Origin of the sequence: Vibrio salilacus (assembly GCF_002811245.1) — a bacterium.
In the GTDB taxonomy this organism is placed as follows: Bacteria; Pseudomonadota; Gammaproteobacteria; order Enterobacterales; family Vibrionaceae; genus Vibrio; species Vibrio salilacus.
Window position 1 is genome coordinate 1 of sequence record NZ_NIVQ01000010.1, and the last position, 26,183, is coordinate 26,183.

Annotated in this window: 19 protein-coding genes and 5 tRNA genes; 14 read left to right on the forward strand and 10 right to left on the reverse strand. The window is 44.9% G+C overall.

Annotated features, from left to right (window positions below; all coding sequences use genetic code 11):
* Positions 1-690 precede the first annotated feature (690 nt).
* Complete coding sequence (gene polA / locus CDZ87_RS08815) at positions 691-3,486, forward strand: DNA polymerase I (protein WP_100753212.1); 2,796 nt, start codon at positions 691-693, stop codon at positions 3,484-3,486.
* 193 nt (positions 3,487-3,679) lie between these two features.
* Complete coding sequence (gene spfP, locus CDZ87_RS17630) at positions 3,680-3,727, forward strand: small protein SpfP (protein ID WP_438356636.1); 48 nt, start codon at positions 3,680-3,682, stop codon at positions 3,725-3,727.
* A gap of 499 nt (positions 3,728-4,226) precedes the next feature.
* Here spfP and yihA read toward each other — a convergent pair whose 3' ends face one another.
* On the reverse strand, positions 4,227-4,913 hold the full coding sequence (gene yihA / locus CDZ87_RS08820; protein WP_100753213.1) for a ribosome biogenesis GTP-binding protein YihA/YsxC: 687 nt from the start codon (positions 4,911-4,913) through the stop codon (positions 4,227-4,229).
* A 148-nt stretch (positions 4,914-5,061) separates the two neighbouring features.
* Between yihA and CDZ87_RS08825 the strand changes: the two genes are divergently transcribed.
* The 5 genes from CDZ87_RS08825 to hemN all read left to right on the forward strand — a co-directional run bounded on the left by CDZ87_RS08825 (position 5,062) and on the right by hemN (position 9,652).
* On the forward strand, positions 5,062-5,679 hold the full coding sequence (locus tag CDZ87_RS08825; protein WP_100753214.1) for a c-type cytochrome: 618 nt from the start codon (positions 5,062-5,064) through the stop codon (positions 5,677-5,679).
* A 713-nt stretch (positions 5,680-6,392) separates the two neighbouring features.
* Positions 6,393-7,031 carry a class I SAM-dependent methyltransferase gene (locus CDZ87_RS08830; protein ID WP_172953570.1) on the forward strand — a complete coding sequence of 213 codons (639 nt, stop codon included), beginning with the start codon at positions 6,393-6,395 and terminating at the stop codon, positions 7,029-7,031.
* A complete protein-coding gene (gene yihI / locus CDZ87_RS08835; RefSeq protein ID WP_100753216.1) occupies positions 7,031-7,591 on the forward strand; it encodes a Der GTPase-activating protein YihI in 561 nt (186 codons plus the stop codon). The genes CDZ87_RS08830 and yihI overlap by 1 nt, the downstream gene beginning before the upstream one ends.
* Before the next feature lie 8 nt (positions 7,592-7,599).
* A complete protein-coding gene (locus tag CDZ87_RS08840) occupies positions 7,600-8,088 on the forward strand; it encodes a DUF2489 domain-containing protein (protein ID WP_100753217.1) in 489 nt (162 codons plus the stop codon).
* 175 nt (positions 8,089-8,263) lie between these two features.
* Positions 8,264-9,652 carry an oxygen-independent coproporphyrinogen III oxidase gene (gene hemN / locus CDZ87_RS08845; RefSeq protein WP_100753218.1) on the forward strand — a complete coding sequence of 463 codons (1,389 nt, stop codon included), beginning with the start codon at positions 8,264-8,266 and terminating at the stop codon, positions 9,650-9,652.
* 91 nt (positions 9,653-9,743) lie between these two features.
* Here hemN and ilvY read toward each other — a convergent pair whose 3' ends face one another.
* Positions 9,744-10,634 (reverse strand): HTH-type transcriptional activator IlvY, encoded by an 891-nt coding sequence (ilvY, locus tag CDZ87_RS08850; protein ID WP_100753219.1) that lies wholly within the window; start codon positions 10,632-10,634, stop codon positions 9,744-9,746.
* Between the two features lie 143 nt (positions 10,635-10,777).
* On the opposite strand from ilvY, the gene ilvC reads away from it, so the two are divergent.
* Entirely contained in the window at positions 10,778-12,262 is a 1,485-nt protein-coding gene (gene ilvC / locus CDZ87_RS08855) for a ketol-acid reductoisomerase (protein WP_100753220.1), read from the forward strand.
* 111 nt (positions 12,263-12,373) lie between these two features.
* Here the strand turns inward: ilvC and ubiK are convergent, their stop codons facing one another.
* The 4 genes from ubiK to CDZ87_RS08875 all read right to left on the reverse strand — a co-directional run bounded on the left by ubiK (position 12,374) and on the right by CDZ87_RS08875 (position 17,612).
* Positions 12,374-12,625 (reverse strand): ubiquinone biosynthesis accessory factor UbiK, encoded by a 252-nt coding sequence (gene ubiK / locus CDZ87_RS08860; protein ID WP_100753221.1) that lies wholly within the window; start codon positions 12,623-12,625, stop codon positions 12,374-12,376.
* Positions 12,626-12,785: 160 nt separating this feature from the next.
* Positions 12,786-15,908 carry a multidrug efflux RND transporter permease subunit gene (locus CDZ87_RS08865; RefSeq protein ID WP_100753222.1) on the reverse strand — a complete coding sequence of 1,041 codons (3,123 nt, stop codon included), beginning with the start codon at positions 15,906-15,908 and terminating at the stop codon, positions 12,786-12,788.
* An 11-nt stretch (positions 15,909-15,919) separates the two neighbouring features.
* A complete protein-coding gene (locus tag CDZ87_RS08870; RefSeq protein ID WP_100753223.1) occupies positions 15,920-17,026 on the reverse strand; it encodes an efflux RND transporter periplasmic adaptor subunit in 1,107 nt (368 codons plus the stop codon).
* Between the two features lie 19 nt (positions 17,027-17,045).
* Positions 17,046-17,612, reverse strand: coding sequence for a TetR/AcrR family transcriptional regulator (locus CDZ87_RS08875; RefSeq protein WP_100753224.1), 567 nt, complete (start codon positions 17,610-17,612; stop codon positions 17,046-17,048).
* A 231-nt stretch (positions 17,613-17,843) separates the two neighbouring features.
* On the opposite strand from CDZ87_RS08875, the gene rep reads away from it, so the two are divergent.
* Entirely contained in the window at positions 17,844-19,862 is a 2,019-nt protein-coding gene (rep, locus tag CDZ87_RS08880; RefSeq protein ID WP_100753225.1) for a DNA helicase Rep, read from the forward strand.
* Positions 19,863-19,919: 57 nt separating this feature from the next.
* Here rep and CDZ87_RS08885 read toward each other — a convergent pair whose 3' ends face one another.
* A complete protein-coding gene (locus CDZ87_RS08885; RefSeq protein WP_100753226.1) occupies positions 19,920-20,333 on the reverse strand; it encodes a c-type cytochrome in 414 nt (137 codons plus the stop codon).
* A gap of 310 nt (positions 20,334-20,643) precedes the next feature.
* Between CDZ87_RS08885 and CDZ87_RS08890 the strand changes: the two genes are divergently transcribed.
* The 5 genes from CDZ87_RS08890 (at position 20,644) to CDZ87_RS08910 (ending at position 21,508) form a co-directional block, all read left to right on the forward strand.
* Positions 20,644-20,720: transfer RNA gene (locus tag CDZ87_RS08890), tRNA-Arg, on the forward strand.
* 34 nt (positions 20,721-20,754) lie between these two features.
* Positions 20,755-20,830, forward strand: a tRNA-His gene (locus CDZ87_RS08895).
* 154 nt (positions 20,831-20,984) lie between these two features.
* Positions 20,985-21,061, forward strand: a tRNA-Pro gene (locus tag CDZ87_RS08900).
* A 79-nt stretch (positions 21,062-21,140) separates the two neighbouring features.
* Positions 21,141-21,216 (forward strand) — tRNA-His (locus tag CDZ87_RS08905).
* 215 nt (positions 21,217-21,431) lie between these two features.
* Positions 21,432-21,508 (forward strand) — tRNA-Pro (locus CDZ87_RS08910).
* Positions 21,509-21,754: 246 nt separating this feature from the next.
* Here the strand turns inward: CDZ87_RS08910 and CDZ87_RS08915 are convergent.
* The 3 genes from CDZ87_RS08915 to asnB all read right to left on the reverse strand — a co-directional run bounded on the left by CDZ87_RS08915 (position 21,755) and on the right by asnB (position 26,094).
* Positions 21,755-22,621, reverse strand: coding sequence for a TraB/GumN family protein (locus CDZ87_RS08915; protein ID WP_100753227.1), 867 nt, complete (start codon positions 22,619-22,621; stop codon positions 21,755-21,757).
* 135 nt (positions 22,622-22,756) lie between these two features.
* The gene (locus CDZ87_RS08920) at positions 22,757-24,148 is read right to left on the reverse strand and encodes a peptide MFS transporter (RefSeq protein WP_100753228.1); all 1,392 of its coding nucleotides are present in this window, start codon (positions 24,146-24,148) and stop codon (positions 22,757-22,759) included.
* A gap of 281 nt (positions 24,149-24,429) precedes the next feature.
* Positions 24,430-26,094, reverse strand: coding sequence for an asparagine synthase B (asnB, locus tag CDZ87_RS08925; RefSeq protein ID WP_100753229.1), 1,665 nt, complete (start codon positions 26,092-26,094; stop codon positions 24,430-24,432).
* Positions 26,095-26,183 lie beyond the last annotated feature (89 nt).

The window sequence follows — 26,183 nt, forward strand, 5'->3', positions numbered from 1 at the left end:
TCTATGTGCTACCGAAGTTGGACCGACTTGACCAATTAAATAATTAAATTGGTATTATTAAGTCATTTAAACAGTCTTAAAAATTAAATGAGACTTTTTCTCATTTAATGCTTGAATAATTAAATGAGAATGGTTATTATTTATCTCGTCTTAGGGAATGAGAGAAGTTCACAAAGACGTCGAATTACCCAATTCATTATTGAGCTTGGTAATGACACGGCACTTTACGGACTTACCCCAGTTCTTTTTGACACGACATTGCTCACATTGCTTCCAGTGTAATTTATAGCTTTATGGTAAAGCACCTCACTATGTATTTGCTTTAACCCTTTTTGCTAGGCGACATCTTTCGATGTCGCTTTTTTTATGTCTGCGATTTGGTAATGAACAAAAGGACACCACTAGTCTTTTCCACAACTCAAGATCAAAATAAGATCGATCTTAACGGGTTCGATCTTGTGGTTTGTTGTTATATTTCAGTATTTTATGTTTTGGTTCTCCTGCTTTGGACCCTTTTTTATAACCTGTGGGTAAATAGTATAAACAGAGTTATCCACAATGAGTGGCGTTGATCGAGAGCAGAATAAACCAACAAGAGAGCTAACGGTGACGGAGTTAAAATGGATTCACTGACGCAGTCATGGCATTCTAGGCAGATCTTTTTGCATTTTCTTTGGATACGTAAAGACTATGGCTCATATCCCTGATAATCCGTTAATACTCATCGACGGTTCTTCTTACCTTTACCGCGCTTTTCATGCTTATCCTGGCACCATGAGTAATGGTGATATACCGACCAACGCCGTTTACGGTGTGGTTAATATGCTGCGCAGTATGATGCGTCAATTTGCGTCGGATCGTATGGCCGTGGTGTTTGATGCCAAAGGTAAAACTTTCCGTGATGATATGTATCCGGAATATAAAGCCAATCGTCCGCCGATGCCGGATGATCTACGTTGCCAAATCGAGCCTTTACATAATGTTATCCGTGCCATGGGGCTTCCCTTGATTTGTGTTCCAGGCGTTGAAGCGGATGATGTGATCGGTACTTTAGCCCATCAAGCATCTCAAAATGGTGTCCCTGTGCTGATCAGTACTGGCGATAAAGATATGGCCCAACTGGTGGATGAGAACGTTACTTTGATCAACACCATGACGAATGTTGTACTTGATCGTGCAGGGGTGATTGAGAAGTTTGGTATTCCTCCCGAATTGATCATCGATTATCTAGCCTTGATGGGCGATAAAGTCGATAACATTCCGGGCGTTCCGGGGGTTGGCGATAAAACCGCGACGGCTTTGTTACAGGGCATTGGCAGCCTAGAGAAAATTTATCAAAATCTCGATGATATTGCGGCGCTTGGTTTCCGTGGTTCCAAGACCATGGCGAAAAAACTCATCGACAATAAAGACAATGCGATGCTCTCGTATGAGCTAGCGACCATCAAATTGGATGTTGAGCTAGAGCAAGACTACGACGCGTTGCTCAAGAGCGTGCCGAACAAAGACGAGCTGGTTAAATTGTACGGTGAGTTGGTATTCAAGTCATGGCTCAACGAGCTACTTGAAGGTGGCACTGGTGTGGTTGAAGCCGACGAAAAGTCAGGTGCAATGCGTAACTCGGGGTCAGTGACAAACGCGCCTGAGCTCAATGTCTCAGCAGTCAACATCGATCGTAGCCAATACCAAACGATTTTAGATCAAGAGACGTTCAATATTTGGCTCGATAAGCTTAAAGCGGCGGATGTGTTTGCCTTCGATACCGAGACCGATAGCCTCAACTACATGGTGGCTAATCTCGTCGGGGTTTCGTTTGCGGTTGAAGAGGGGATGGCTGCGTATGTACCCGTGGCGCACGACTACCTAGATGCCCCGCAACAGCTTGACCGTGATTGGGTTCTGGCACAACTCAAGCCGATCTTAGAAGATGACTCGCAAGCCAAAGTAGGGCAAAACCTCAAGTATGATGCAAGCGTATTGGCTCGATACGACATTGAATTGAAAGGTATCAAATACGACACCATGCTGGCTTCGTATGTTTACAATAGTGTTGGCGGTAAACACGACATGGACAGCTTAGCGCTGCGCTTTTTGCAACATAGCTGTATTTCTTTCGAGCAAATCGCAGGCAAAGGCAAAAAGCAGCTCACCTTCAATCAAATTGAACTCGACCAAGCCGCGCCTTATGCGGCCGAAGATGCAGATGTGACGCTACGTTTGCACAAGCGCTTAATGGAAAACATCGATCAGGACGAAAAACTCAAAGCGGTTTATGAGCAAATCGAAGTCCCTTTAGTGCCTGTACTTTCACGTATTGAACGTACTGGTGTATTGATTGATGATATGAAGCTGGCCACGCAATCACAAGAGATCGCTCTGCGTCTTGATCAGCTTGAACAAAAGGCTTACGAGGTTGCCGAGCAAGAGTTCAATATGAATTCTCCCAAGCAACTGCAAGCGATTTTGTTTGAGAAAATGGGACTTCCCGTAGTGAAGAAGACGCCATCAGGTACGCCATCGACCAACGAAGAGGTGTTGCAAGAGTTAGCACTTGATTACCCACTACCAAAGCTGATTTTAGAATATCGTGGTTTAGCCAAGCTAAAGTCGACCTATACCGACAAATTGCCGAAGATGATTAACCCTGAAACTGGGCGTGTTCACACCTCATATCATCAAGCGGTTACAGCGACTGGGCGTCTTTCATCGACCGATCCAAACTTGCAAAATATTCCAATTCGTAATGAAGAGGGGCGCCGCATTCGCCAAGCATTCATTGCCCCGCATGGTTATAAGATCATGGCCGTCGACTATTCGCAAATTGAACTGCGCATTATGGCCCACTTATCGGGCGATAAGGCACTGTTGGAAGCGTTCCAACAAGGTAAAGATATTCATACCGCCACCGCCGCTGAGATCATCGGTGTTGATATTGAACAGGTCACCAGCGAACAGCGTCGTCGTGCTAAAGCGGTTAACTTTGGTTTGATTTATGGCATGAGTGCGTTCGGTCTGGCCAAACAGTTGGGCATTCCACGCGGTGAAGCGCAGCACTATATCGATACCTATTTTGAACGTTATCCTGGTGTTATGCACTATATGGAAGACACGCGCAGCGCAGCATCGGAACAAGGTTACGTTGAAACCATTTTTGGTCGCCGTTTACACCTGCCAGAAATTAAGTCACGTAATGGCATGCGCCGCAAAGCGGCTGAGCGCGCGGCGATTAACGCTCCTATGCAGGGAACAGCAGCGGATATCATTAAAAAGGCGATGTTGCTGGTTGCTGACTGGATTGAGCAACATGGCGATGGTCGAGTGAAATTACTGATGCAGGTACACGATGAGCTGGTTTTTGAAGTTAAAGAGTCAGCTTTGGCCGAAATTGAAAGTAAAGTACAACAATTGATGGAGTCTGCCGCACAACTAAAGGTTCCATTGGTGGCTGAGTCAGGCCACGGTGACAACTGGGATCAGGCCCACTAGACATAAAAGTCGTAAAAATAGCGCAATAATATGAGCCAGTGCACAAACACTGGCTTTTTTTACACCTAAAAGAAGTTACGCATCTGCTGGTTGATATGTAGTTTAACAAAACTATCATGAAAAAAAGTTACAAAAGTGGTTTTCATTTCTGACCACTTGTTGTACATTATTCGACGTAGGGTACAGAGGTAAGATGTTCTATCTTTCAGACCTTTTGTTTCACGTTATTGGATTAGGCTGATTCAGCCGCCCCAGTCAGCTTTTGACTGGGGCGTTTTTTATTGGGCCAAAGAAAGCTTTTTATACGACTTTTCACCGCAATCCCCTCTTCTAACGCTACGCTTGCCAACGCTTATTTACTTTTCCTAATATCGACTCCTGTTCTGTGTGAATGTGTAATTTTGCAAAACTTTGTAACTTTATACCAATCACACTTTAGTTATTTTGATTCGAAAATCAAAGTGGCTCAATCGGCAAGAAAAGTCGTAAACCATAAATAAAGATAAATTTATCAGTGGGTTAGTCTACAACTAATGAAGAGGTTATCGTGAGGGGGGGGTAATCTAGGTGATTGATTTACATCGCGAGATGCATAATGCTTAGCAGATAATAACTAATAACGATTATTTCTCTCCCATTGCCCCGCCAGGATGGTGGGGCTCTTTATTTCTTTAGCAATAAACATGAGCAACAAAAAAGCCCCACCAAAATTGGCAGGGCTAAGATTCTATAGCATAGCGTTATTGTTGTTCGTCGTTATCCACTGACTCTGTTCCATCCACTAACTCTGCTTCGATAACATCATCCGTCATTTGCGCAGCAATCGCGGGTGCAAACCAAGTATCAAGCTTATTGCGTAACACATCCACGCCGATGCCTTTAAGTGATGAGAATGGGGCAACGTTGACATCGCCACCAAAGCCGATGGCCTCTTGCTGAATTTTTAGCACCTGTGCTTTACGTGCGCCGCTTTTCAACTTATCTGCTTTCGTTAATAGCACCTGGACTGGAATGCCGCTGTCAACTGCCCAGAAAATCAGCTGTTGGTCGAGGTCTTTCATTGGGTGACGAATATCCATCAATACCACTAAGCCCTTTAAACTCTGGCGCTTTTGTAAATACTCACCGAGAGATTTTTGCCATTTCTTTTTCATCTCGAGTGGGACTTGCGCAAAGCCATAACCCGGTAAATCAACAATATGGCAACCTTCAGTCACTTTAAATAAGTTGATTAATTGAGTACGACCAGGGGTTTTACTGGTTTTAGCTAAGTTGCGCTGATTGGTCAGGCGATTTAGAGAGCTTGACTTACCGGCGTTGGAGCGCCCTGCAAACGCAACTTCGATGCCTTCATCTTCAGGCAAATGACGAATATCAGGTGCGCTGGTGATGAAATGCGTGTTTTGATAATGAATTTTTACGCTCACTGTTAACTCCATCTCGACTTTGTGTAGTCGATTGATTACTTTTTTGTGAAATTGTGTAAAATAACCGTGCTCGGCATAAGGTCGCCTATTGTACCATGAGTGTTAACGCAGAGTGGTACCGGAAGCTTGATAATTATAATGGAATGTCATGAAGAAATTAGCGCTAATCTTGAGTCTTTTAGCCAGCTGCTCTGTGTGGGCCCAAGGCAGCATTGAAGCTGGTAAAGCAAAATCCCAAACGTGTGTTGCCTGCCACGGTGCTGATGGCAACAGTCAACTCGCTATGTACCCTACACTTGCAGGTCAGCATGCTAAGTACCTAGAAAAGCAGCTCAAAGACCTCAAGCTAGGTATGACTAGCAATGGTAAGCAAGGTCGTTACGATCCCGTGATGAGTGGTATGGCTATGCCACTGTCTGAGCAAGATATGCAAGATCTTGCGGCTTATTACGCTTCTTTGCCAATTTCTAGCAACTCAACGCCAGAAAATGTTGTCAAAAAAGGTAAGGTACTCTACACAGCCGGTGATGCAGAGCGTGGTTTAGCCGCATGTATCGCTTGTCATGGTCCTCGTGGTAACGGTACTGAGCTTTCAGGTTTTCCTAAAATCTCCGGCCAACACGCCGACTACATCAAGGCTCAGCTAGAAAAATTCCGCGATGGAAATCGTGGCAACGATATGAACGAGATGATGCGTGATATCGCTAAGAAGCTGACTGATGAAGATATCGATACACTTTCTAAATACGTTGGTGGCCTACACTAAGCCCTACTTATTTGTTCGAGCACAAAGTTGTACTGAAAAAGCCCAAACTTAGGTTTGGGCTTTTTCATGCGTGCTCGCTCACAGTTAGAGAGTTCTCTCGGTGAGGAATCTAGCGATTGTACTTGTAAGAGATCGTCCATAGTTGTTACTTGATACGACGCGCTTTGATTGATAAATAATTGAAAAATAAAGGTCTAAAATTCGGCTGGAAAAAAATAGTGGTTTTTTGCTATTCGTGGATTGTATCAAGTTGCTAACGCGATAAAGTTAAGTTACCGGCAGGGCGCTGATAGAGGAATTCAGACTAGGATGTCTTCAAGGATTGCGAGTCACGGAGATTCGATAGCATTAAAGGATTAAGAGTCAGCAGGAAGCTGTCTCGATACGGATGGTCAACTCGTCTAATGGTTCAGACAGGTAACGGATCAGGCTAAGGGATAGCCCAGGTATCAGGAAGTAAAAGGAAAGCCAAAATTCACCAGGATGGTGGCAAACAACACCTTTTGGCAGGGAAAGCACAAAAAACAAATGGAATATTGGAGCACACCAGTCTGTGCAACACAGTTTTGCCAATCGGCATTTAGGAAGCGATAGAGATACTCTATCGCTTTTTTTATTGCTATTTTTTAATAATTGCTGATTATTTGCGCAATAGTACTCCACTCTGACCTGACTTTCTGGTATGTTTCGCATCCCTGTTTGAGGATGTATTCATGCACAATTGTCCCCTTTGTCAAAGCTTGGACACAGAGCACTATTTTGCAGATAAGCGTCGTGCCTATCTTCAATGTCAGCAATGTGCTTTGGTGTTTGTCAATCCAGAGCAACGTCTTGATGCAAAGCAAGAGAAAGCACACTACGATTTGCATGAGAATGATCCAAATGACGCTGGGTATCGAGGCTTTTTATCACGAGTTGCCGACCCGATATTAACGCGCATTGAGCCACATTCTCACGGGTTAGATTTTGGTTGTGGCCCTGGTCCAGCATTATCGTTAATGTTGCAAGAGCAGGGACACACCATGAGTTTGTACGATATCTACTATCACTCAGATACTGAGGTATTGCAGAAAACGTATGACTTTATAACTGCCACCGAAGTCATTGAGCACTTATATGAGCCCAACAAAGTGTGGCAGCAATGGTTGAATTTAGTTAAGCCAGGAGGCTGGATTGGTCTAATGACCAAGATGGTTAAGGATGTAGAAGCGTTTGCGGCATGGCATTATAAGAATGATCCCACCCACGTGGTGTTCTTTAGCCGAGCAACGTTTCACTTTCTGGCAGAGCGGGATCAGCTCGAGCTTGAATTTATTGGTAATGATGTAATTTTACTGAGGAAAGCCCAGTAATGAGCCGTAGTAAAAAAGCAAGATCAGGCGGTAATGGCGACGTAGTCGTAGTGCGTAACCGCTCGCAATCCGATGTTGAAGGTCGTTTGCGTAAAAAAGATAAAAAGCGCAAAGGTTTAAAAACGGGCAACCGTCACTCCGACGCACAAAGTGAACAGCAGCACTCTGCAGGTCAAAAACGTGACCCACGTTTGGGCAGCAAGAAGAAAATTCCACTGATTGTTGAAGCGGCGAAGAAACCAACTAAGGTTGAGCGTCGTATAAGTGCAGAGAAAGAGCTGGAAGTATTGGAAAACGATGCACAACTCAACGTATTGCTTGATCGTTTAGACAATGGTGACAAGCTCGGTGTGGGTCTGCAGAAGTACGTTGACGAGAAGCTTGCTCGTATCGAAGTATTGATGAGGCAACTTGGTATTTACCAAGAAGAATCACAAGACGAAGTTGAACCAGAAGTCGTCGTACCTGCTGCGGCGAAGAAACCGAGCAAAAAAGCCGACTCTGATGAAGCATTATTGTCTCAGTTCGAGAGTTTAGACCTGAATCAATTTAAAGGGTAAAGAGCACTATGAATGTAACCTTATTAGCCATTGCTGGCGGAGCGATTATTCTCGGTCTGACCGTTTATGCGGGTTACCTTCTGCTCCAGCTTAAGAAGCAAAAGGATTTGCAGTTGCAGCATCACCAGCTTGCCATTGAGAAGCGTAATGCCAATATCTTTGAAAGCGTGAGTGTGCTTTGCTTAGCCGGCATCCAAGAGCAGTGTGACCTGTCGGAAATCAGTATTCGTGTTTATAACATCATGGACTATGTTCAGGGTGAAGACCGTGTCGATTTCGACCAAGAGTTTCCTGCGACTTCAGAGCTGTTCCATATCGTTAAAGATATGCCACGCGGTGAAGAAAGACAGCAACTTGACAAGCAACAGCGCATGAAGCACAACCTTGAGCGCCACAAAGCAGAAGCGCGTCTTCAACAAGATATTATTGAAGAACTTAAGCGCCTGCAGAAAAAGATTCAGCCACTGAACAATCAGATCAACATTCAAATGATCTAAGCGTGTCTCGATCACTCACTCTAAAAGGGTAGTGATCGAGTTATCACTTCTGAGTATTGCTTGTTAAAAAGCAGACTGCCCACCTTCGCGTTCGCATCAGGTGTGGCAAAATAGCCTGCTAATGACATGGCGCCTTGCGCCCAATAAGCACCATAGCCCAAACGGAAATACCAACATGTCGCAGCCTGTCGTCGCAAGCCAGCAAATCGTCTGGGATCAAGCCATCCTAGATAAGTACAACTATTCAGGTCCTCGTTATACCTCATATCCGACTGCCTTAGAGTTTCACGAGGCGTTTACGGTAGCGGACTATGACATGGCATGTGCTCAGTATCCGGACAGGCCACTGTCGTTGTATATTCACATCCCATTCTGCCACCAGCTTTGCTACTACTGTGGTTGTAATAAGGTGATCACTCGTCACGCCCATAAAGCGGATGAGTATTTAGATGCGCTTGAACTTGAGATCCGCACTCGCGCGGCTTTGATACAACAACGCACAGTCACTCAGCTTCATTTCGGTGGCGGTACGCCCACATTCCTCAGTAAAACGCAGATTAGCCGCTTGATGGCCATTTTACGTGGTGAATTCTACTTTGAGGCCGATGCGGAGATCAGCATTGAAGTCGATCCACGTGAGATTGAACTCGATGTCCTTGACCATTTGCGTAGTGAAGGCTTCAACCGCTTGAGCATTGGTGTCCAAGACTTCAACAAAGAAGTGCAGAAGCTCGTCAACCGAGAGCAAGATGAAGCGTTCATTTTTGCCATGGTTGAGCGAGCGAATCAGCTCGGTTTCCGCTCGACTAACCTAGATCTTATCTACGGTTTACCTAAGCAAACCAAGCAGTCATTTGCGAAGACACTAGAACAAGTACTCGAGATGCAGCCAGGTCGTCTATCGATCTTTAACTACGCTCATATGCCGCAACTGTTTGCAGCGCAGCGTAAGATTAAAGATGAGGATCTCCCTGCAACTGATGAAAAAATGGCGATTCTTCAAGATACCATTGCCACTTTGACCAATGATGGTTACCAATTTATTGGTATGGACCACTTTGCTAAGCCGGATGATGAACTCGCGGTTGCTCAGCGTCAGGGTATTTTGCATCGAAACTTCCAAGGCTATACCACCCAAGGTGAGGCGGATTTGGTCGGTTTCGGCGTGTCGGCCATCTCTATGGTGGGTGATGCTTATGCGCAGAACCAGAAAGAGCTGAAAAAGTACTACGCGCAAGTCAGTGAACAGCGCCACGCATTATGGAAAGGGGTCGCTTTAGATAGTGATGACTTACTTCGTCGTGAAGTGATTAAGCAGCTAATTTGTAACTTTAAGCTCGACAAAACGGCGATCGAATCTGAGTTTGGCGTCAACTTTAATGGTTACTTTAAGCAAGATCTCGAGTTGCTGCAGACCTTTATCAATGACCAATTGGTTGAGATTGACGATAACGACATTCGCGTGACGTTGCGTGGACGTTTGTTGATTCGCAACATCTGTATGTGTTTTGATAAGTATCTAAGAGCGAAGGCGAGGCAGCAGCAGTTCTCTCGCGTTATCTAAGTTTTCTTCGTATTTAAACGCTGCAAGTATCATAAGCCACCGTCTTTCTCTATTTCTGAAAAACGGTGGCTCTGTTGTATCTGGCGTGGGCTTATGGCGCGATATAGGTATCGTGGGCGGTGTCCCACAATGCCTTGACCAGCGGGTTATCCAATTGAGATCGTTTGCAACATACCCCGAGACTAAAGGGCTTAATCGACGCCACTTTTAAACGCTCAATTTTCTCTTTTACTGGGCTGTTATTGATCACCACGTCTGGCGCGATGCCAACTCCGCATCCAAGCGCAACCATACTGACAATCGCTTCATGACCAGAGACTTGCGCATAAATATTGGGCTTAATTTTCATTGCCTTAAACCACGTGTTGGCCCGCTCTCGCGCGGTACCTGACTCTGGCACAATAAACGGAATTAATGACCAGTCAGGTTTATCTTGTTGCAGCACTTTGGCGAAATTACTGACTCCAGCTGGCGCGATGACCGAAAGTGGAATTTCGCTAATGGTCTCAAACTCTATTCGCGCGGGAAGTTGTTCTGGCTTCGCCGCTATTGCCATATCGACATCATCGGCAAGCACTCTATCGATGGCTTGAGCCGGGTCACCTGTCGAAAGTTTAAACTCAATAAAAGGGTGCTGGAGGCGAAACTCAGACAGCAATTCAGGCAGATGGCTATAGCTGGCGGTCACGGAACAGAACAGGCGAATTTCACCACGTAATTCCTGCTCATGGCCTTTAATGTGAGCGTTGTAATCTTGCCATTCACCTAAAATGTTGAGTGCGACAGGGAACAGTTTTTTCGCGGCAGGTGTCAGCTCAACACAACGGTTGTCACGCACGAACAGTACTTGCGTGGTGTCCGCTTCTAATTTTTGAATCTGGCGACTGAGCGCTGACGGGCTGATGTGCATCGCAGAGGCGGTTTTAGCAAAGCTTTTACTATCACACAGATGAATGAATAGCTGCAGGCTCTTAATGTTCATAAAAGCGTCATATCCTTGTTGCATTTATTGCAATAACTAATTGTGAATATATCACTTTAAGCAACTTACTGTCTGATTTAGTATGAACTCATTCGGTACAAAGCGACCGACCTTCAATGGACAAATTCTTAAAGGAGCGCCTAATGGCTAACTATTTCAACACGTTAAACCTACGTGAGCAGCTTGACCAACTTGGTCGTTGTCGTTTTATGGACCGCAGCGAATTCGCCACGGAAGCGGATTACCTTAAAGGTAAGAAGATTGTCATTGTTGGTTGTGGTGCTCAAGGTCTAAACCAAGGCCTAAATATGCGTGATTCAGGCCTCAACGTTGCGTATGCATTGCGTCAGGCTGCGATTGATGAACAGCGTCAATCATACAAAAACGCCAAAGAGAACGGCTTTGAAGTGGCAAGCTACGAAACTCTGATCCCACAAGCGGATCTGGTTATCAACCTAACACCAGATAAGCAACACACTAATGTGGTAGAAACGGTGATGCCACTGATGAAACAAGGCGCTGCCCTTGGTTACTCGCATGGCTTCAATGTGGTTGAAGAAGGCATGCAAATTCGTAAAGACATCACGGTTGTGATGGTAGCACCTAAGTGTCCAGGTACCGAGGTACGTGAAGAGTACAAACGTGGCTTCGGCGTTCCAACCCTGATTGCGGTTCACCCAGAGAACGATCCACAAGGTGAAGGTTGGGATATCGCTAAAGCATGGGCTGCGGGTACAGGTGGTCATCGTGCTGGTTGTCTAGAGTCTTCATTCGTTGCTGAAGTAAAATCAGACTTGATGGGTGAACAAACTATTCTATGTGGCATGCTGCAAGCGGGTTCTATTGTCTCTTACGAGAAGATGATTGCTGACGGTATTGACCCAAGCTATGCCGGTAAATTACTGCAATACGGTTGGGAAACCATCACTGAAGCACTGAAGTTCGGTGGCATTACACACATGATGGACCGTCTATCAAACCCAGCTAAAGTGAAAGCCTTTGAACTGTCTGAAGAGCTGAAAGAGCTAATGCGTCCACTGTACAACAAGCACATGGATGACATCATCACGGGTGAGTTCTCAAGCACCATGATGGCTGACTGGGCCAACGACGATGCGAACCTACTTGGTTGGCGTGAAGAGACGGGTGAAACTGCGTTTGAAAATTACCCAGAGTCAGATATCGAAATTTCAGAGCAAGAGTATTTCGATAACGGCATCCTACTCGTAGCGATGGTTCGTGCGGGTGTTGAGCTTGCGTTCGAAGCCATGACCGCATCAGGCATCATTGATGAGTCAGCGTATTATGAATCATTGCATGAGCTTCCACTTATCGCTAACACAGTGGCACGTAAGCGCCTATACGAAATGAATGTGGTTATCTCAGATACCGCAGAGTACGGTAACTACCTATTTGCCAACGTCGCGACTCCGCTATTGCGTGAGAAGTTCATGCCTTCGGTCTCAACGGATGTGATTGGTAAAGGTCTAGGCGAAACGTCTAACCACGTTGATAACGCAACACTCATCGCCGTAAACGATACTATCCGTAACCACCCTGTTGAGTACATTGGAGAAGAACTTCGTGGTTATATGACGGATATGAAAAATATCGCGGTAGGTGGCTAAATTAGTCAACAACTCCAGCTAGGTTGGGGTCAATAAATACACAATAAACACAGCACCTAATAAAAAGGCTTGGTCACCGTTGACCAAGCCTTTTGTTATTCTAGCGTTGCATTACTTATCCGCGACCTTCTCTTCTAGAGCCGCCAGTTTCTGCTCCATCTCTGTCAGCTTTTGGCGTGTACGCAATAGCACTTGAGTTTGTACGTCGAACTCTTCACGGCTTACCACATCCAATTTATTCAGTTGGCCTTGAATAACTTGGCGTACTTTCTGGTCAACATCGGCGCCAAGCTCTTTAACTGGCGCTGGCATTGAGTCATGAATCTGTTTAGCGATTTGTTCTAACTTCTTTGGGTCAAACATAGTGTCTAAAACTCCTTTCAATTTGCTCTAATTCTAAGTAATTGATACGGGAAAGTCGCTACTTGGATAGCAAAAAGTCGAACTAACGTTGAGCAATGAGGTGAGCGAGTTGTGATAGGGATAAAAAAGGCCACCGAAGTGGCCTATGTCGAGCAAGGGATTAACGATTGTCGGCCAAGTCGCGACACGCGGCTTTTGCTTCATCAATTCTTGCTAGCTTTTCGAGGTCTTTATCCTCCACAAATACCGGTAAGGGTTTGTGTTTTTCTGCTAGATAACTGTAAATAACAGGCAATACGAACAAGGTAAAGATGGTACCAATCGTCAAACCCGCCACGATAACAATACCGATGCTGAAACGCTGCGCTGCGCCAGCACCTGTTGCGTACATCAGCGGGATAAGACCTGCAATCATCGCCGCGGTTGTCATAAGAATTGGACGAAGACGAACTTTCGCCGCTTCCGTTACCGCTTCCATGCGAGACTTTTTGTTATGTAGCTGCTCTTCTTTCGCTACTTCACAAATAAGAATACCGTGCTTGGTAATCAGACCGACCAGTGTGATCAAACCGACCTGAGAGTAGATGTTCATCGTCGCAGCACCCCATGCCAGAGCAATTAATGCCCCACAAATAGCAAGCGGTACGGATACCATGATCACCAATGGGTCTTTGAGTGATTCAAACTGAATAGCCAATACCAAGAAGATGATCGCCAGTGCCAGACCAAAGGTCGCATACAGCGCACTTCCTTCTGTCACAAATTGACGAGCTTCACCCATATAGTCATGGTTATAACCAGCAGGCAGTTTGGTTTGTGCGGTGTTTTCAAACCAAGCAATTGCATCGCCCATGGCAGTACCTGGTGAGGGAACTGCGCCCACGGTTGCTGAATTCAACTGGTTGAAGTGAGGCAGTGATAATGGCTCTGCTACTACATCAATCGAGATTAAACTGCCCAGTGGTACGGCTTCGCCATTTGCTGAACGAACATAGTAGTTGTTCATTGACTCTGGATTCAGACGCCACTTACGTTCAACCTGAGGGATAACCTCATAAGAACGACCGTTTAAGTCGATACGGTTAACGTAGCCATCAGACATCATGGTACTTAAAGTAATACCGATATCTTGCATGGTCACACCATAAGCTCCCGCTTTATCTTTATCGATATTAATCTTCATCGTCGCCGAATCGTAGTTTAAATCGAGGTTTGAATAAACGAAGAGCGGGCTTGCTGTTGTTTCTGCAAGTACATCAGAGGCAACAGTAAATAAGCTTTCAAACGCATTGGGTGTGGTAATAACAAACTGAATTGGCAACCCAGCACCTGCACCAGGTAATTCTGGCATTTGGAAGGTCGTTACCGCCATACCAGGGATATTAGTGACTAACTCGCCAATACGATTGGTCACTTCTGCCTGACTTGCTTCACGCTCACTCCATGGAACCATCGAAGCGATACCAAACGCTTGGTTGGAATTAGGCACACCAGTAAATACTTGCGCAAATGCAACTTCTGGTTGAGCAGACAGAATCTCGTTGACTTCATTCATGGTGTTTTGCATGTAATCTAAGTTCGAGTTTGAAGAACCCGTACCGATCATCATCACCACGCCTTTATCTTCGGAGGGCGCCAGTTCACTTGGAATGAACTTAAATAATAAAGGTAAACTCATAAACACGATAACAGCAAACGCTAAAACCACCGGTCTGTGAGTAAGAACGGCGCGCAACATTCCCTCGTAGCGATTGGTCATGCGTTCCAATACTGAATGAACGGTGCTTTCAAATTTACTTGGCTTTTCGTTTGCTTTAAGCATTTTTGAACACATCATTGGTGACAGTGTTAATGCAATAATGCCGGAGACAAACACTGAACCTGCAAGAGTGAGGGCAAATTCTTTAAACAGTGAGCCGGTAATGCCGCCCATTAATGCTATCGGTGCATATACTGCGCCTAGGGTTAGTGTCATCGCAATAACAGGTACTGCAATTTCACGAGTACCAATAATTGCAGCGCGGAACGGTGATTCACCTGCTTTAATGTGTCGATCGACGTTCTCAAGAACAACGATGGCATCATCAACGACCAAGCCGATAGCCAGAACCATCGCCAGTAGAGTCATCAGGTTCCACGAAAAGCCCATGGTTTGCATAACCATTGCCACACCAATAAGTGATAGCGGAATAGTAACAATAGGGATGATAACGGCACGAAATGACCCTAAGAACAGCGTGATAACCACCAAAACGATCAAAGCGGCTTCCGCAATCGTCTTAATAACTTCATTGATAGACTCATTGATTGCAATGGTTGAGTCATACATGATGTTCATGGTGATGTTACTAGGAAGGTTGCGCTGTAAGTCCGGCAACATATCCCGCACGCTAGCGGCGATATTAATTGGGTTAGCACTAGGTGCCGCGTTAATCGCTGCTACTACGGCTTCATTACCATTTGCTGTGGCGCGATAAACATCGTGACTTTTTTCCAATGTGACTTTGGCAATATCACCTAAACGAGTGATTTGGCCATCATTGGATTTAACCACTAAGTTTTCAAGTTCAGTAACATTGGATACTTGAGTATTGGCGCTGCCATTATAGAGAACAAACTCTCCGGTTGCTTGTCCCGTCGCGGATTGATAGTTGTTGGCATTGAGGACACCCATCACATCTGTTGCAGTGAGTTTCAATGCGCCCATCTTTTCAGGATCAAGCCATACACGTAACGCATATTTCAGACCGCCATAAAGATCGATACTGGCAATACCATTGACGGCGTATAGCTGAGGGTTAACAACGCGTTCCAAGTAGTCGGTAATTTGGCTCGACTTTAAATCATTACTGGTAAAGCCAATGTACATTACCGCGGTTGTTGAGCCAGTCGACATGGTTACGGTTGGGTCTTCAGCTTCTTTTGGTAGCTGAGAGCGAACCGAGTTCGATTTAGCTAATACGTCAGACAGTGCCGCATTTGGGTCGGTATTGAGTTTCATATTGACCGTAATGGTTGATTTACCTAGTACGGACGATGAAGTCATATAGTCAATGTTATCGGCTTGTGCGACCGCTTGTTCCAATGGCTGAGTAATAAAGCCTTGAACCAAGTCAGCACTTGCACCGTAGTAACTGGTGGTGACCGTTACTACCGTATTCGTCATTTCAGGGTATTCACTGACCTGCATTTTGAACATTGCTTGCAAACCGAGCAAGGCTATCAAAAAGCTGATAGATACCGCCAAAACTGGACGTTTAATAAAAACATCAGTAAAGCGCATGATTCCTCCGGTTAAAGCATTGGTGTTTCAGCTGGTGGAGTGGTTGCATCACTTTCTACAACGCGTACTTTGACTCCATTACTTAAACGAACTTGACCTGATGTCACCACCACGTCTCCAGCTTTCACGCCTTCAAGAATGTGCGCGATGTCTGCTGTCCGTTCTCCAACCTTCACAACGCTTTGTTTCACGCGTTTTTCACCATTATCTTCTGTGATGATATAAACATTATCACCGTAGAGAGTGAAGGTAATCGCGGTTTGTGGCAGTGTGATTTGGTTGCTCAATTTAGGCAAAATAATGCTCGCACGGGCAAACATGCCGCTGCGAAGCTTGCCATCATTGTTGGGAATATCAGCTTGAACTTGAATTAAACCACTTTGAACACTGACCGCCGGTTCAATAGCTGTGATTGAGCCTTTAAATAGTGATTCTGGGTAAGCATCAACAAAAATATCAACCTCTTGATCGATTGAAATGCGAGAAATGTCGGTTTGTGGGACCGTAAAACGTAAGCGCATGACACTGGTGTCTTCCAGGCGAACGATGTCAGTACCTGACTGTAAATATTGACCTAAATACACATTACGAATACCAACCACACCAGCAAATGGGGCTTTGATTTCACGACGATCGATAGATGCTTTCAAGCTTTCAATGTCGGCTTTTAAAGAGAAATAGTTCGCTTCTGCATCATCGTAAGCCTCTTTAGAAATTGAACCTTTCTTAAATAGACCTTGATAGCGTTTGTATTTGGCTTCGGCAGCAGGCAATTTGGCTTGTGCACTCTTGAGGTTCGCTTGCTCGACTTCAGAATCGAGTTGAACCAGCGGTTGACCTTTTTCTACGAGAGTGCCCGATTCGAAGGTAATTTTATCAATGACACCACTGGTTTCGTTGGCTACTGTAACGCCTTGGTTTGGCTCGATAAAACCAATCGCATCAATAACCGGCACCCAATCTACCGCTTCGACTTGAGTGACTGTCACGGGAAATTCAGGTTCAGGCCGGTTCGCCATGTATTCAGCAATCTTCTGCTGCTTAAAGAGATTAAAACCTATCACACTGCCAAAAAGCAGTATCGCGATAAGTAACATAAAAAATGTCCATTTTTTCATTCTGACTAGAACTCCAAATTTAGTGTGTTGTAATTGCATCCCAACTGGCCTCGATGGCCGCTTCGATGGCCTCTTGATCCAGATGGTAGTATCCGAGAGATTGTTTACGTGCCAATGTAACACTCACTTCCAAACTCAGTGCTGCTAACACCGAATTATCTAAAGATTTGAAAACTCGCTGATCGCGTCCTTCTGAAAACATTTTATCGATTTTATGGAACATCTGACTTTCGATCTCTTTGGTTTCATGGCTGCGAACACAAGGCAAAGAATCATATTGAGCTCGATTCTTTAAGGACTCGATATTCGACCTTGAAAGATCGAAAATGTTTAACCACATTTTGCGAAAGCGTTGTTTGAGCGGCATATTGTCATCAACATCGCGCTGAATAATTTCAGCGTTGCGTTGACAAACCGTCAAACGAACTTGTTGCAATAAGTCTTCTTTGTCTGAGAAATAACGATAAATGGTGCCGGCAGCAACCCCAGCCTCTCTAGCTAGCTTGTGCATTGAGAGTCCTTGAAAGCCTGATTCGGCGATCAGTTTTTCAGCAGCATCAATAATTTTTTGTCTTTTATCTTCCATAGGATGAAACCTAGACATGGTCCATATAGAACAGTTGGTGAATGAACGTTCATTCATTATAGTCGCAAAGCACACCTAATATGCAACAAACTTTCGCACGAAATGAGTAAAATTTTCTCAAAGCGGCACTTTGAGACAGATTTAGATATACGTCTATTGGGTATAAACATAGCAATCTAATGATTGCACTATTATTATAGGCGCCACTGTATTCCAACTTCTGAGATAGCCATGAAGCTGAACCCCAATCAAGATCAAGCGGTTAAATACGTATCTGGACCTTGCCTTGTGCTCGCGGGTGCTGGCTCAGGCAAGACGCGTGTTATCACCAACAAAATGGCGTACTTGGTTCAGCAGTGTGGTTACAAGGCACGTAACATTGCAGCGGTGACGTTTACCAATAAAGCGGCGCGAGAAATGAAAGAACGTGTCGGTCAGGCGCTGGGCAAAAGCGAATCGAAAGGCTTTATGGTATCGACGTTTCATACCTTGGGGCTCAATATCATTAAGCGAGAGTATAAGGTGCTGGGCTTAAAGTCTGGATTTTCGCTGTTTGATGACCAAGACCAATTGGCACTGCTCAAAGAGCTCACCGAACAGCAGCTTGATGGTGATAAAGACTTACTGCGTCAATTGCTCAGTACGATTTCCAACTGGAAAAATGACATGCTGACGCCTGATCAAGCTAAAACACAGGCTCAAGGCGAGCAGCAACAGTTATTTGCTTTCTGTTTTGAAATGTACCAAAAACAGATGAAAGCGTATAACGCACTCGACTTCGATGACTTGATTTTGCTGCCCGTACTCTTGTTACGCACCAATCAAGAGGTGCGTCAGCGTTGGCAAAACCGTATTCGTTATCTATTGGTCGATGAGTATCAAGATACCAACACCACTCAGTACGAATTAGTGAAGTTAATTGTTGGTGAGCGCGGACGCTTGACGGTGGTAGGTGACGACGATCAATCGATTTATTCATGGCGTGGTGCTAAACCGCAAAACTTAGTCTTGCTCGGCGAAGATTACCCGAATTTGCGCTTGATTAAATTGGAACAAAATTATCGCTCAACCAGCCGTATTCTGCGCGCTGCTAATATCTTGATTGCCAATAATCCCCATGTGTACCAGAAGTCGCTATTCTCCGAAATCCCTGATGGTGAGAAACTCAAAGTACTGTTGGCTAAAAATGAAGAGCATGAAGCTGAACGTGTGACGGGGGAGCTTATCGCCCACAAGTTCCTCAACCGCACCGATTATAAAGATTACGCCGTGCTTTATCGTGGCAACCATCAATCGCGTTTGATTGAAAAGTCGCTGATGCAAAACCGCGTGCCTTATAAGCTGTCGGGCGGTACATCTTTCTTTGCTCGCGCTGAGATAAAAGACATCATGGCTTATCTGCGTGTGCTGGTGAACCCAGATGATGACAATGCGTTTCTGCGTATTGTGAATACGCCGCGCCGTGAAATTGGCCCAGTCACTTTAGAGAAACTGGGTAGTTATGCCAATATGCGCGGTAAGAGTTTGTTCGAGGTCAGCTTTGAGATAGGACTTGAACAGAGCTTATCGGGACGCGGCTTAGAAAACTTACGTCGCTTTACCACTTGGTTGGTGAAAATTGCTGATCAAGCGGAACGGGGCGACACTGTTGAAGCGGTACGTTCACTTGTGCGTGATATTAATTACGAAGATTGGCTGTATGAGACATCAACCAGCCCCAAAGCTGCAGAAATGCGGATGAAAAACGTGTCGGACCTCTATTCTTGGATTGTTGCTGATCTTGAGGGTGACAACTACGACCAAGAAGAGAAGAGTTTAAAAGAGGTGGTTCAGCGATTGACCCTGCGTGACATGATGGAACGCGGCGAAGATGATGAAGATAGTGATGCAGTGCAGTTAATGACGCTGCATGCTTCAAAAGGCTTGGAGTTTCCTTACGTTTACTTAATCGGTGCAGAAGAGGGGATCTTGCCCCATCAAACCAGCATTGATGAAGAGAATGTCGAAGAAGAGCGCCGTTTGATGTATGTCGGTATCACCCGTGCTCAACGCGAACTGACTTTTACTATGTGTAAAGAGCGTCGTCAGTTTGGTGAGTTGATTAAACCGAGTCAGAGCCGATTCTTAGATGAACTGCCATTTGACGATGTTGACTGGGAACAGACCAAAAAGCCCGTGACTCAAGAAGAGCGGATGGCGAAAGGGCAGGCACATATTGCCAACCTAAAAGCGATGTTTAACAAGAAATAGACAAAAAAAGGCTTGTTGGCCACCAAGCCTTTCTTCTCTATCTATTATAGAAGGCAGTTACAGGTCGGCAATCATATGCTCAATGGCCGCGATGATTTCATCATCGGAACAATCCATACATGAGCCGCGCGCTGGCATGGCGTTAAAACCATTAATTGCATGGTTAGCCAGTACATCTTTACCTTGCGCAATACGCGGAGCCCAGTCGTCTGCGTTACCTGTTTTCGGCGCGCCAGTCACGCCTGTTGCGTGACAAGCCGTACAGAAGGTAGCGTAAACGGTCGCGCCATCACGTGGCCCTGTTGGTTCCGCTTTTACTGGCTCTGCACCGGCGAGGTAAACATCACCGACAGGTTTAATGCGTTCTGCAATAGCGTCATATTGTTCTTGGCTTACATTGGCTGCAAAAGAGGCGCTAGAAAAGGTGATTGCAGCGACCAAAGCGGTTAACATTTTTCGAGACATATCCATTAAACTCACTTTACATTCCTGAAGGTAAGTGCGTGCTTACCCGTTATTAGAGTGGGATTTGATCAACATCGAACCAAAGTGCGTGAAACACAGGTGTTGCTGTTAAATCAATGTAAATAATGGGTGATTATATCCTGTTAACTTGTTGCAATAAACAACAAGTTACTGGCTTTATGGCGGTTATCTAATGGGAAATAGGGGTTTATCACACTTTAATTGCCCAAAAAGGCACCAAACGATAAAAAAACTTTAAAAAGTACTAGACGGCATAGTGTGAACTACGTATTATTCCACTCCGCCGATGGGGCATGCGCCCGTAGCTCAGTTGGATAGAGCGTTGGCCTCCGGAGCCAAAGGTCGAAGGTTCGAATCCTTTCGGGCGTACCATTCGCCAAAGGTTTAATCGGTAGAAGTTTCAATGGTGGCTATAGCTCAGTTGGTAGAGCCCTGGATTGTGATTCCAGTTGTCGCGGGTTCAAGTCCCGTTAGCCACCCCATTATTCAGGTAGCTTTGCTTCCTTTCTTGAGTGAAAATCAAGGAAAAACATATCGTCGGTGAATAGCGCGTTTGTAGCGCATCTCGGCTTTTGGAATAAGCGGGACCAGAGGGTTGACCTTCTATAACGTAAACCAAGTAAAAAAATATATCGTCGGTGAATAGCGCAGCTTGGTAGCGCATCTGGTTTGGGACCAGAGGGTCGGGGGTTCGAATCCCTCTTCACCGACCACTAATACTACAATTCTGCATCAGCGGGATTAGAGTTGGGTTTATAGCTAGACTTGGCAGTAAACGACAACAATTTGATGGTGGCTATAGCTCAGTTGGTAGAGCCCCGGATTGTGATTCCGGTTGTCGCGGGTTCAAGTCCCGTTAGCCACCCCATTCTTCATTAGAAAGAATGAATATTCCGTGAATAGCGTAGCACAGCTCGGATTCTGGAATAAGCGGGACCAGAGGGTTAAACTCTGGAAACATAGAACAAATAAAAACATATTATCGGTGTGAATAGCGCATCTTGGTAGCGCATCTCGTACCTTGGAATAAGCGGGACCAGAGGGTTAAACTCTGGAAACATAGAATAAATAAAAACATATTATCGGTGAATAGCGCAGCTTGGTAGCGCATCTGGTTTGGGACCAGAGGGTCGGGGGTTCGAATCCCTCTTCACCGACCATATTTAGAAAGCCTGCTTACACAAAGCAGGCTTTCGTCGTTTCAGGGCTATGTAGATTAATAGGCTACGTATAATGACCCCGAACCCGAGAGGGGTTCGTCTGATGTTCAGGAATGTCTCTTCACCGACCATATTTAGAAAGCCTGCTTATATAAAGCAGGCTTTCGTCATTTCAGGGTTATGTAGATTAATAGGTCACGTAAACGTAGATTAATAGGCTACGTAAACGACAAGTTGACTTGGTGGTCATAACTTAAATTCACAGCGGGCTGGTTCGCTGTTAGATAACTGCTTAACCTTGAAGCCGTCTTCGGCCAATAGCGCTAACACACTTTGTTGACCAATCAGATGTAAAGTACCGACAACGACCACGTAAGTGCCTGTTTGCTCAGGTAGCCATTGTGGATCTGATAATTTTTTCGCCCAACCCAGATTTCGTGCTGTTAGAAACTCGTGCTCTAATTTAGGTGACATCTTCGTTAGGTTGGCAAATTCGTTGAGCTTTTCTATATCACCGCTTTTCCAACTGGTAATCAAGCAACGCATCGCGTCTTCTGAATGGTCAAACTCATCAAGAATACTGACCAACATCTCTTTACCTGCTTGCGATTGACCCGTTAATAAGTCAATTTGAAATTGCACCGATTCCAGACTGAGAGTGGGAACATCCCAAAGGGTGGCTTTATTCATCAGTCGAGAATCGACCCCATCCGCTGCGGAATAGCCTAAATAATCAATTTGTCGCATCTGAATGGTTAAAGCGGCTGCCCAAGGAGGCATCTTCAGTAAGTCTTTGCTGTTAAGCTCAAGCAAATTGGCCAGTCCAAGCATGTTATTCTGCTGATCCTGGTTAAGGACATCTTGAGTTGAGATGGTCACTTGCGGATAAACGACCCCACGGTTTTCTCTGATGTCAGTTTCGACGATCAGACCTCGGCTATTTTTAAGGTTATTAAACAGAGGTTGTGGCAGTGGGTACATGCTTTCATCACCGACGTGTATTGAACCGATGACAATGTATTTTAATCCTCCTTTTTGTACCTGCCAGTAGAGAGGCTCTGCGTAAGACTGTACACAAAAAAGTAATAGACATGTGATAATACGTTTACGCATAGAACTTCCTTTCGTTTGCGTAAAAATGGTGAAGTACCGAATTTTAACGGATGTTGATGAAGTGACCTTAAGATGTATAGCACATTCAAAAACGCCTGATCAAATTGATCAGGCGTTTTATTTGAACAACTAGCGTTAAGCAATTTGTGTTTGTGGCTGTTCGATTGGTTCGGCTTGGCTAACTGGTGATTCTGCACCGTGCATCCAACGAACTAGGGTATTTGCGAATAACAGTAGCACCACGCCACTGATTATTGCCGTCACGGCTATACCACTAAAGATAGCAAAAGCACCGAGTTCACCGACGTGAGAACCAACGTAACCTGCAACATAGTTTGCGATTGCGTTACAACCGAACCATGCACCCATCATCAACGAAGCAAGACGTAATGGAGCAAGTTTAGTGACTAGAGATAGACCTATTGGAGATAAGCACAGTTCACCAAGAGTATGAAAGAAGAAAGCGCCTACTAGCCACAGCATGGATGTTTTCACTGCAGTGTCGCCGCCTTGTTCCATTACTGCGCCAACCATGCATAAGAAACCGAGTGCTAAGAAAAACATCGCGAATGCAAATTTCTTTGGTGAGTTAGGTTCATGTTTACCAAGCTTCACCCATAGAACAGCTAATATAGGTGCAAGAGTGATAATGAAGAATGGGTTTAACGACTGAAACCATGCAGCAGGTACTTCAAACCCACCGATCATACGATCAGTGTACTGTTGAGTGTAAATGTTCATTAGACCGCCAGCTTGTTCAAAGCCTGCCCAGAAAACGATAGTAAACAAACTCATCACAAGAATAACCTTGATGCGGTTCATTTCTGATTTTGTAAGAGGTTCTTTTTTATCTGACTTTTTCAGTTTTAGGTCACGTTTAACGGCTGGTTCTCGTCCAATATTGCCTAACCATGATTGAGCCATGGTCATTTGCATGACAAGGCTGACAATCATGCCAATACCTGCAGCTACGAAGCCTGCTTTCCAACCAAATGAGTTGGTCACGGAGCCAGATACTACACCAGCAAGTAATGCGCCTAGGTTAATACCCATATAGAAGATAGTGAACGCCCCATCACGACGGTTATCCCCTTCATTATATAGATCGCCTACCATTGTTGAGATGTTTGGTTTAAAAAGACCATTACCAGTTATTAGCAGAGCTAGCCCAAGGTAAAAACTGTGTACAGTGCTCAAGCCGAGCATATCTGCCGGTAATGCCAAGGTAAACTGACCAATGGCCATCAGAGTACCACCAATCATGATCGAGCGACGTTGACCAAGATAGTTGTCAGCCAGCCATCCACCGAGCATTGGCGTGATATAAACTAATCCGGTATAGATACCGTAGAGATCGAGTGCCTCTTTGGTTGTCCAGCCTAAGCCGCCGTTAAGTGTGGTGTCAGTGAGATAAAGAACCAGAATCGCTCGCATTGCATAATACGAAAAGCGCTCCCAGAGTTCTGTACCGAATAAAAGAAATAGCCCGCGAGGATGGCCTAAAATTTGATGTTGTTGGTTTGCCATAAGTTATATTAATGCTGTCAATTAAGTTTTTTATATGTGATTAGATATACTACTTAGAGTAATTAACTGCAATGACGGAAAAATTTAGCTCCTTAAATAAATTGCTTGTAACTAATTGAAAATATTATGGAAATTTTCCATGTCATTAGATGAATGGCGTGCTACAAACTAAGTTTTCAAAAAAGAGAAGTTTTCAAAAAGAGAAGTTTGCAAAAAGAGAAATTTTGGGCAAAAAAAGAGGTGCCATGGGCACCTCTTGTAATCTTGGTTATTTGACCATGTTAATAAGCGTCGTTATGAACACTCTTAACGGCACGACCTGATGGATCGGCCATGTTCTTGAATGACTCGTCCCACTCAATCGCTTTTGCTGATGAGCAAGCTACAGACGGGCCTCCAGGAACACACTCGGCCGCTGATGGTAGCGGGAACAACTCTTCGAAGATCTCACGGTACGCGTAACCCTCTTTGGTTGTTGGTGTGTTGTATGGGAAACGGAATTGTGCTGTTTCCATCTGTTGATCCGTCACTTTTGCTTCTGCAACTTCTTTTAAGGTATCAATCCAGTTGTAACCTACACCGTCAGAGAACTGCTCTTTTTGACGCCATGCGATAGATTCTGGCAAGTAATGTTCAAAACATTCACGCAGGATATGTTTTTCCATCTTGCCGTTGCCACACATTTTGTCTTCTGGATTAAGGCGCATTGCTACATCAATAAATTCTTTGTCTAGGAAAGGTACACGACCTTCGACACCCCATGCTGCCAATGATTTATTAGCGCGAGCACAGTCAAACATGTTGAGTGCGAGTAATTTGCGTACCGTCTCTTCGTGGAATTCTTTGGCATTTGGTGCTTTATGGAAGTAGAGGTAGCCACCGAAAATTTCGTCAGCGCCTTCACCAGAAAGAACCATTTTGATGCCCATTGCTTTGATCTTACGTCCCATTAGGAACATTGGCGTTGAGGCACGAATGGTAGTGACATCGTACGTTTCGATGTGATAAATCACGTCACGAATGGCATCAAGACCTTCTTGGATGGTGTAAGTCATTTCGTGGTGAACGGTACCAATTTGGTCTGCGACTTCACGTGCCGCTTTTAGATCCGGCGCGCCCTCTAAACCAACAGCAAACGAGTGTAACTGTGGCCACCATGCTTCTGATTGATCATCATCTTCAATTCGCATCGCTGCAAAACGTTTAGCAACGGCAGAGGTAATTGACGAATCTAGGCCTCCAGACAATAAGACGCCGTATGGAACATCGGTCATTAGTTGGCGTTTAACCGCCGCTTCTAGTGCCTCGGTCAACTCTTCTTTGCTGGTGCTGTTACCTTGAACTGCGGCGTACTCATTCCAATCGCGGATATAGTAACGTTGTGGTTTGCCATCCGTTGAGCTGAGGTAGCTGCCAGGAGGAAACTCGCTGACTGTTTTGCAAACGGGCACTAGTGCCTTCATCTCTGATGCAACATAGTAGTTACCATGCTCATCATGGCCTTGATAAAGCGGGATTATGCCGATGTGGTCACGACCAACTAAGTATTGATCTTTCTCTTCGTCATAAAGCACGAAAGCAAAGATACCGTTGAGCTCTTCAAGTAGGTCGGCACCCATCTCTTGATAAAGTGCAAGAATCACTTCACAGTCAGAATCAGTTTGGAAGTCGTATTTGCCTTCGTAACGCGCACGCAGCTCTTTATGGTTGTAAATTTCGCCGTTAACCGCAAGGATGTGTTTTTTATCGGGGCTGTATAAAGGCTGGGCACCACTATTAAGACCAACAATGGCTAAACGTTCATGTGCGAGGATCGCTTTCTGAGATGAATAAATGCCTGACCAGTCTGGGCCACGATGGCGAAGCATCTTAGACATTTCTAACGCAACAGGTCGCAATGCCTCAGCATCGCTCTTTATGTCAAGAATACCGAAAATCGAACACATACCACTTCCCTTTAAATAAATATCAATCTGTTGAGTTCAATTTGCCATTCTGATTAAAAAAATCAACCGTAATTAATAAAAAGAATTAA

Coding starts and splice junctions, on each gene's coding strand:
- CDZ87_RS08825 (WP_100753214.1), top strand. CDS start 5,062: ATGAAGAAATTAGCGCTAATCTTGAGTCTTTTAGCCAGCTGCTCTGTG.
- CDZ87_RS08920 (WP_100753228.1), bottom strand. CDS start 24,148: ATGGCAAACCAACAACATCAAATTTTAGGCCATCCTCGCGGGCTATTT.
- CDZ87_RS08870 (WP_100753223.1), bottom strand. CDS start 17,026: ATGAAAAAATGGACATTTTTTATGTTACTTATCGCGATACTGCTTTTT.
- asnB (WP_100753229.1), bottom strand. CDS start 26,094: ATGTGTTCGATTTTCGGTATTCTTGACATAAAGAGCGATGCTGAGGCA.
- polA (WP_100753212.1), top strand. CDS start 691: ATGGCTCATATCCCTGATAATCCGTTAATACTCATCGACGGTTCTTCT.
- CDZ87_RS08875 (WP_100753224.1), bottom strand. CDS start 17,612: ATGGAAGATAAAAGACAAAAAATTATTGATGCTGCTGAAAAACTGATC.
- yihI (WP_100753216.1), top strand. CDS start 7,031: ATGAGCCGTAGTAAAAAAGCAAGATCAGGCGGTAATGGCGACGTAGTC.
- CDZ87_RS08915 (WP_100753227.1), bottom strand. CDS start 22,621: ATGCGTAAACGTATTATCACATGTCTATTACTTTTTTGTGTACAGTCT.
- rep (WP_100753225.1), top strand. CDS start 17,844: ATGAAGCTGAACCCCAATCAAGATCAAGCGGTTAAATACGTATCTGGA.
- ubiK (WP_100753221.1), bottom strand. CDS start 12,625: ATGTTTGACCCAAAGAAGTTAGAACAAATCGCTAAACAGATTCATGAC.
- ilvC (WP_100753220.1), top strand. CDS start 10,778: ATGGCTAACTATTTCAACACGTTAAACCTACGTGAGCAGCTTGACCAA.
- ilvY (WP_100753219.1), bottom strand. CDS start 10,634: ATGAACATTAAGAGCCTGCAGCTATTCATTCATCTGTGTGATAGTAAA.
- CDZ87_RS08830 (WP_172953570.1), top strand. CDS start 6,393: ATGCACAATTGTCCCCTTTGTCAAAGCTTGGACACAGAGCACTATTTT.
- CDZ87_RS08840 (WP_100753217.1), top strand. CDS start 7,600: ATGAATGTAACCTTATTAGCCATTGCTGGCGGAGCGATTATTCTCGGT.
- CDZ87_RS08865 (WP_100753222.1), bottom strand. CDS start 15,908: ATGCGCTTTACTGATGTTTTTATTAAACGTCCAGTTTTGGCGGTATCT.
- CDZ87_RS08885 (WP_100753226.1), bottom strand. CDS start 20,333: ATGGATATGTCTCGAAAAATGTTAACCGCTTTGGTCGCTGCAATCACC.
- hemN (WP_100753218.1), top strand. CDS start 8,264: ATGTCGCAGCCTGTCGTCGCAAGCCAGCAAATCGTCTGGGATCAAGCC.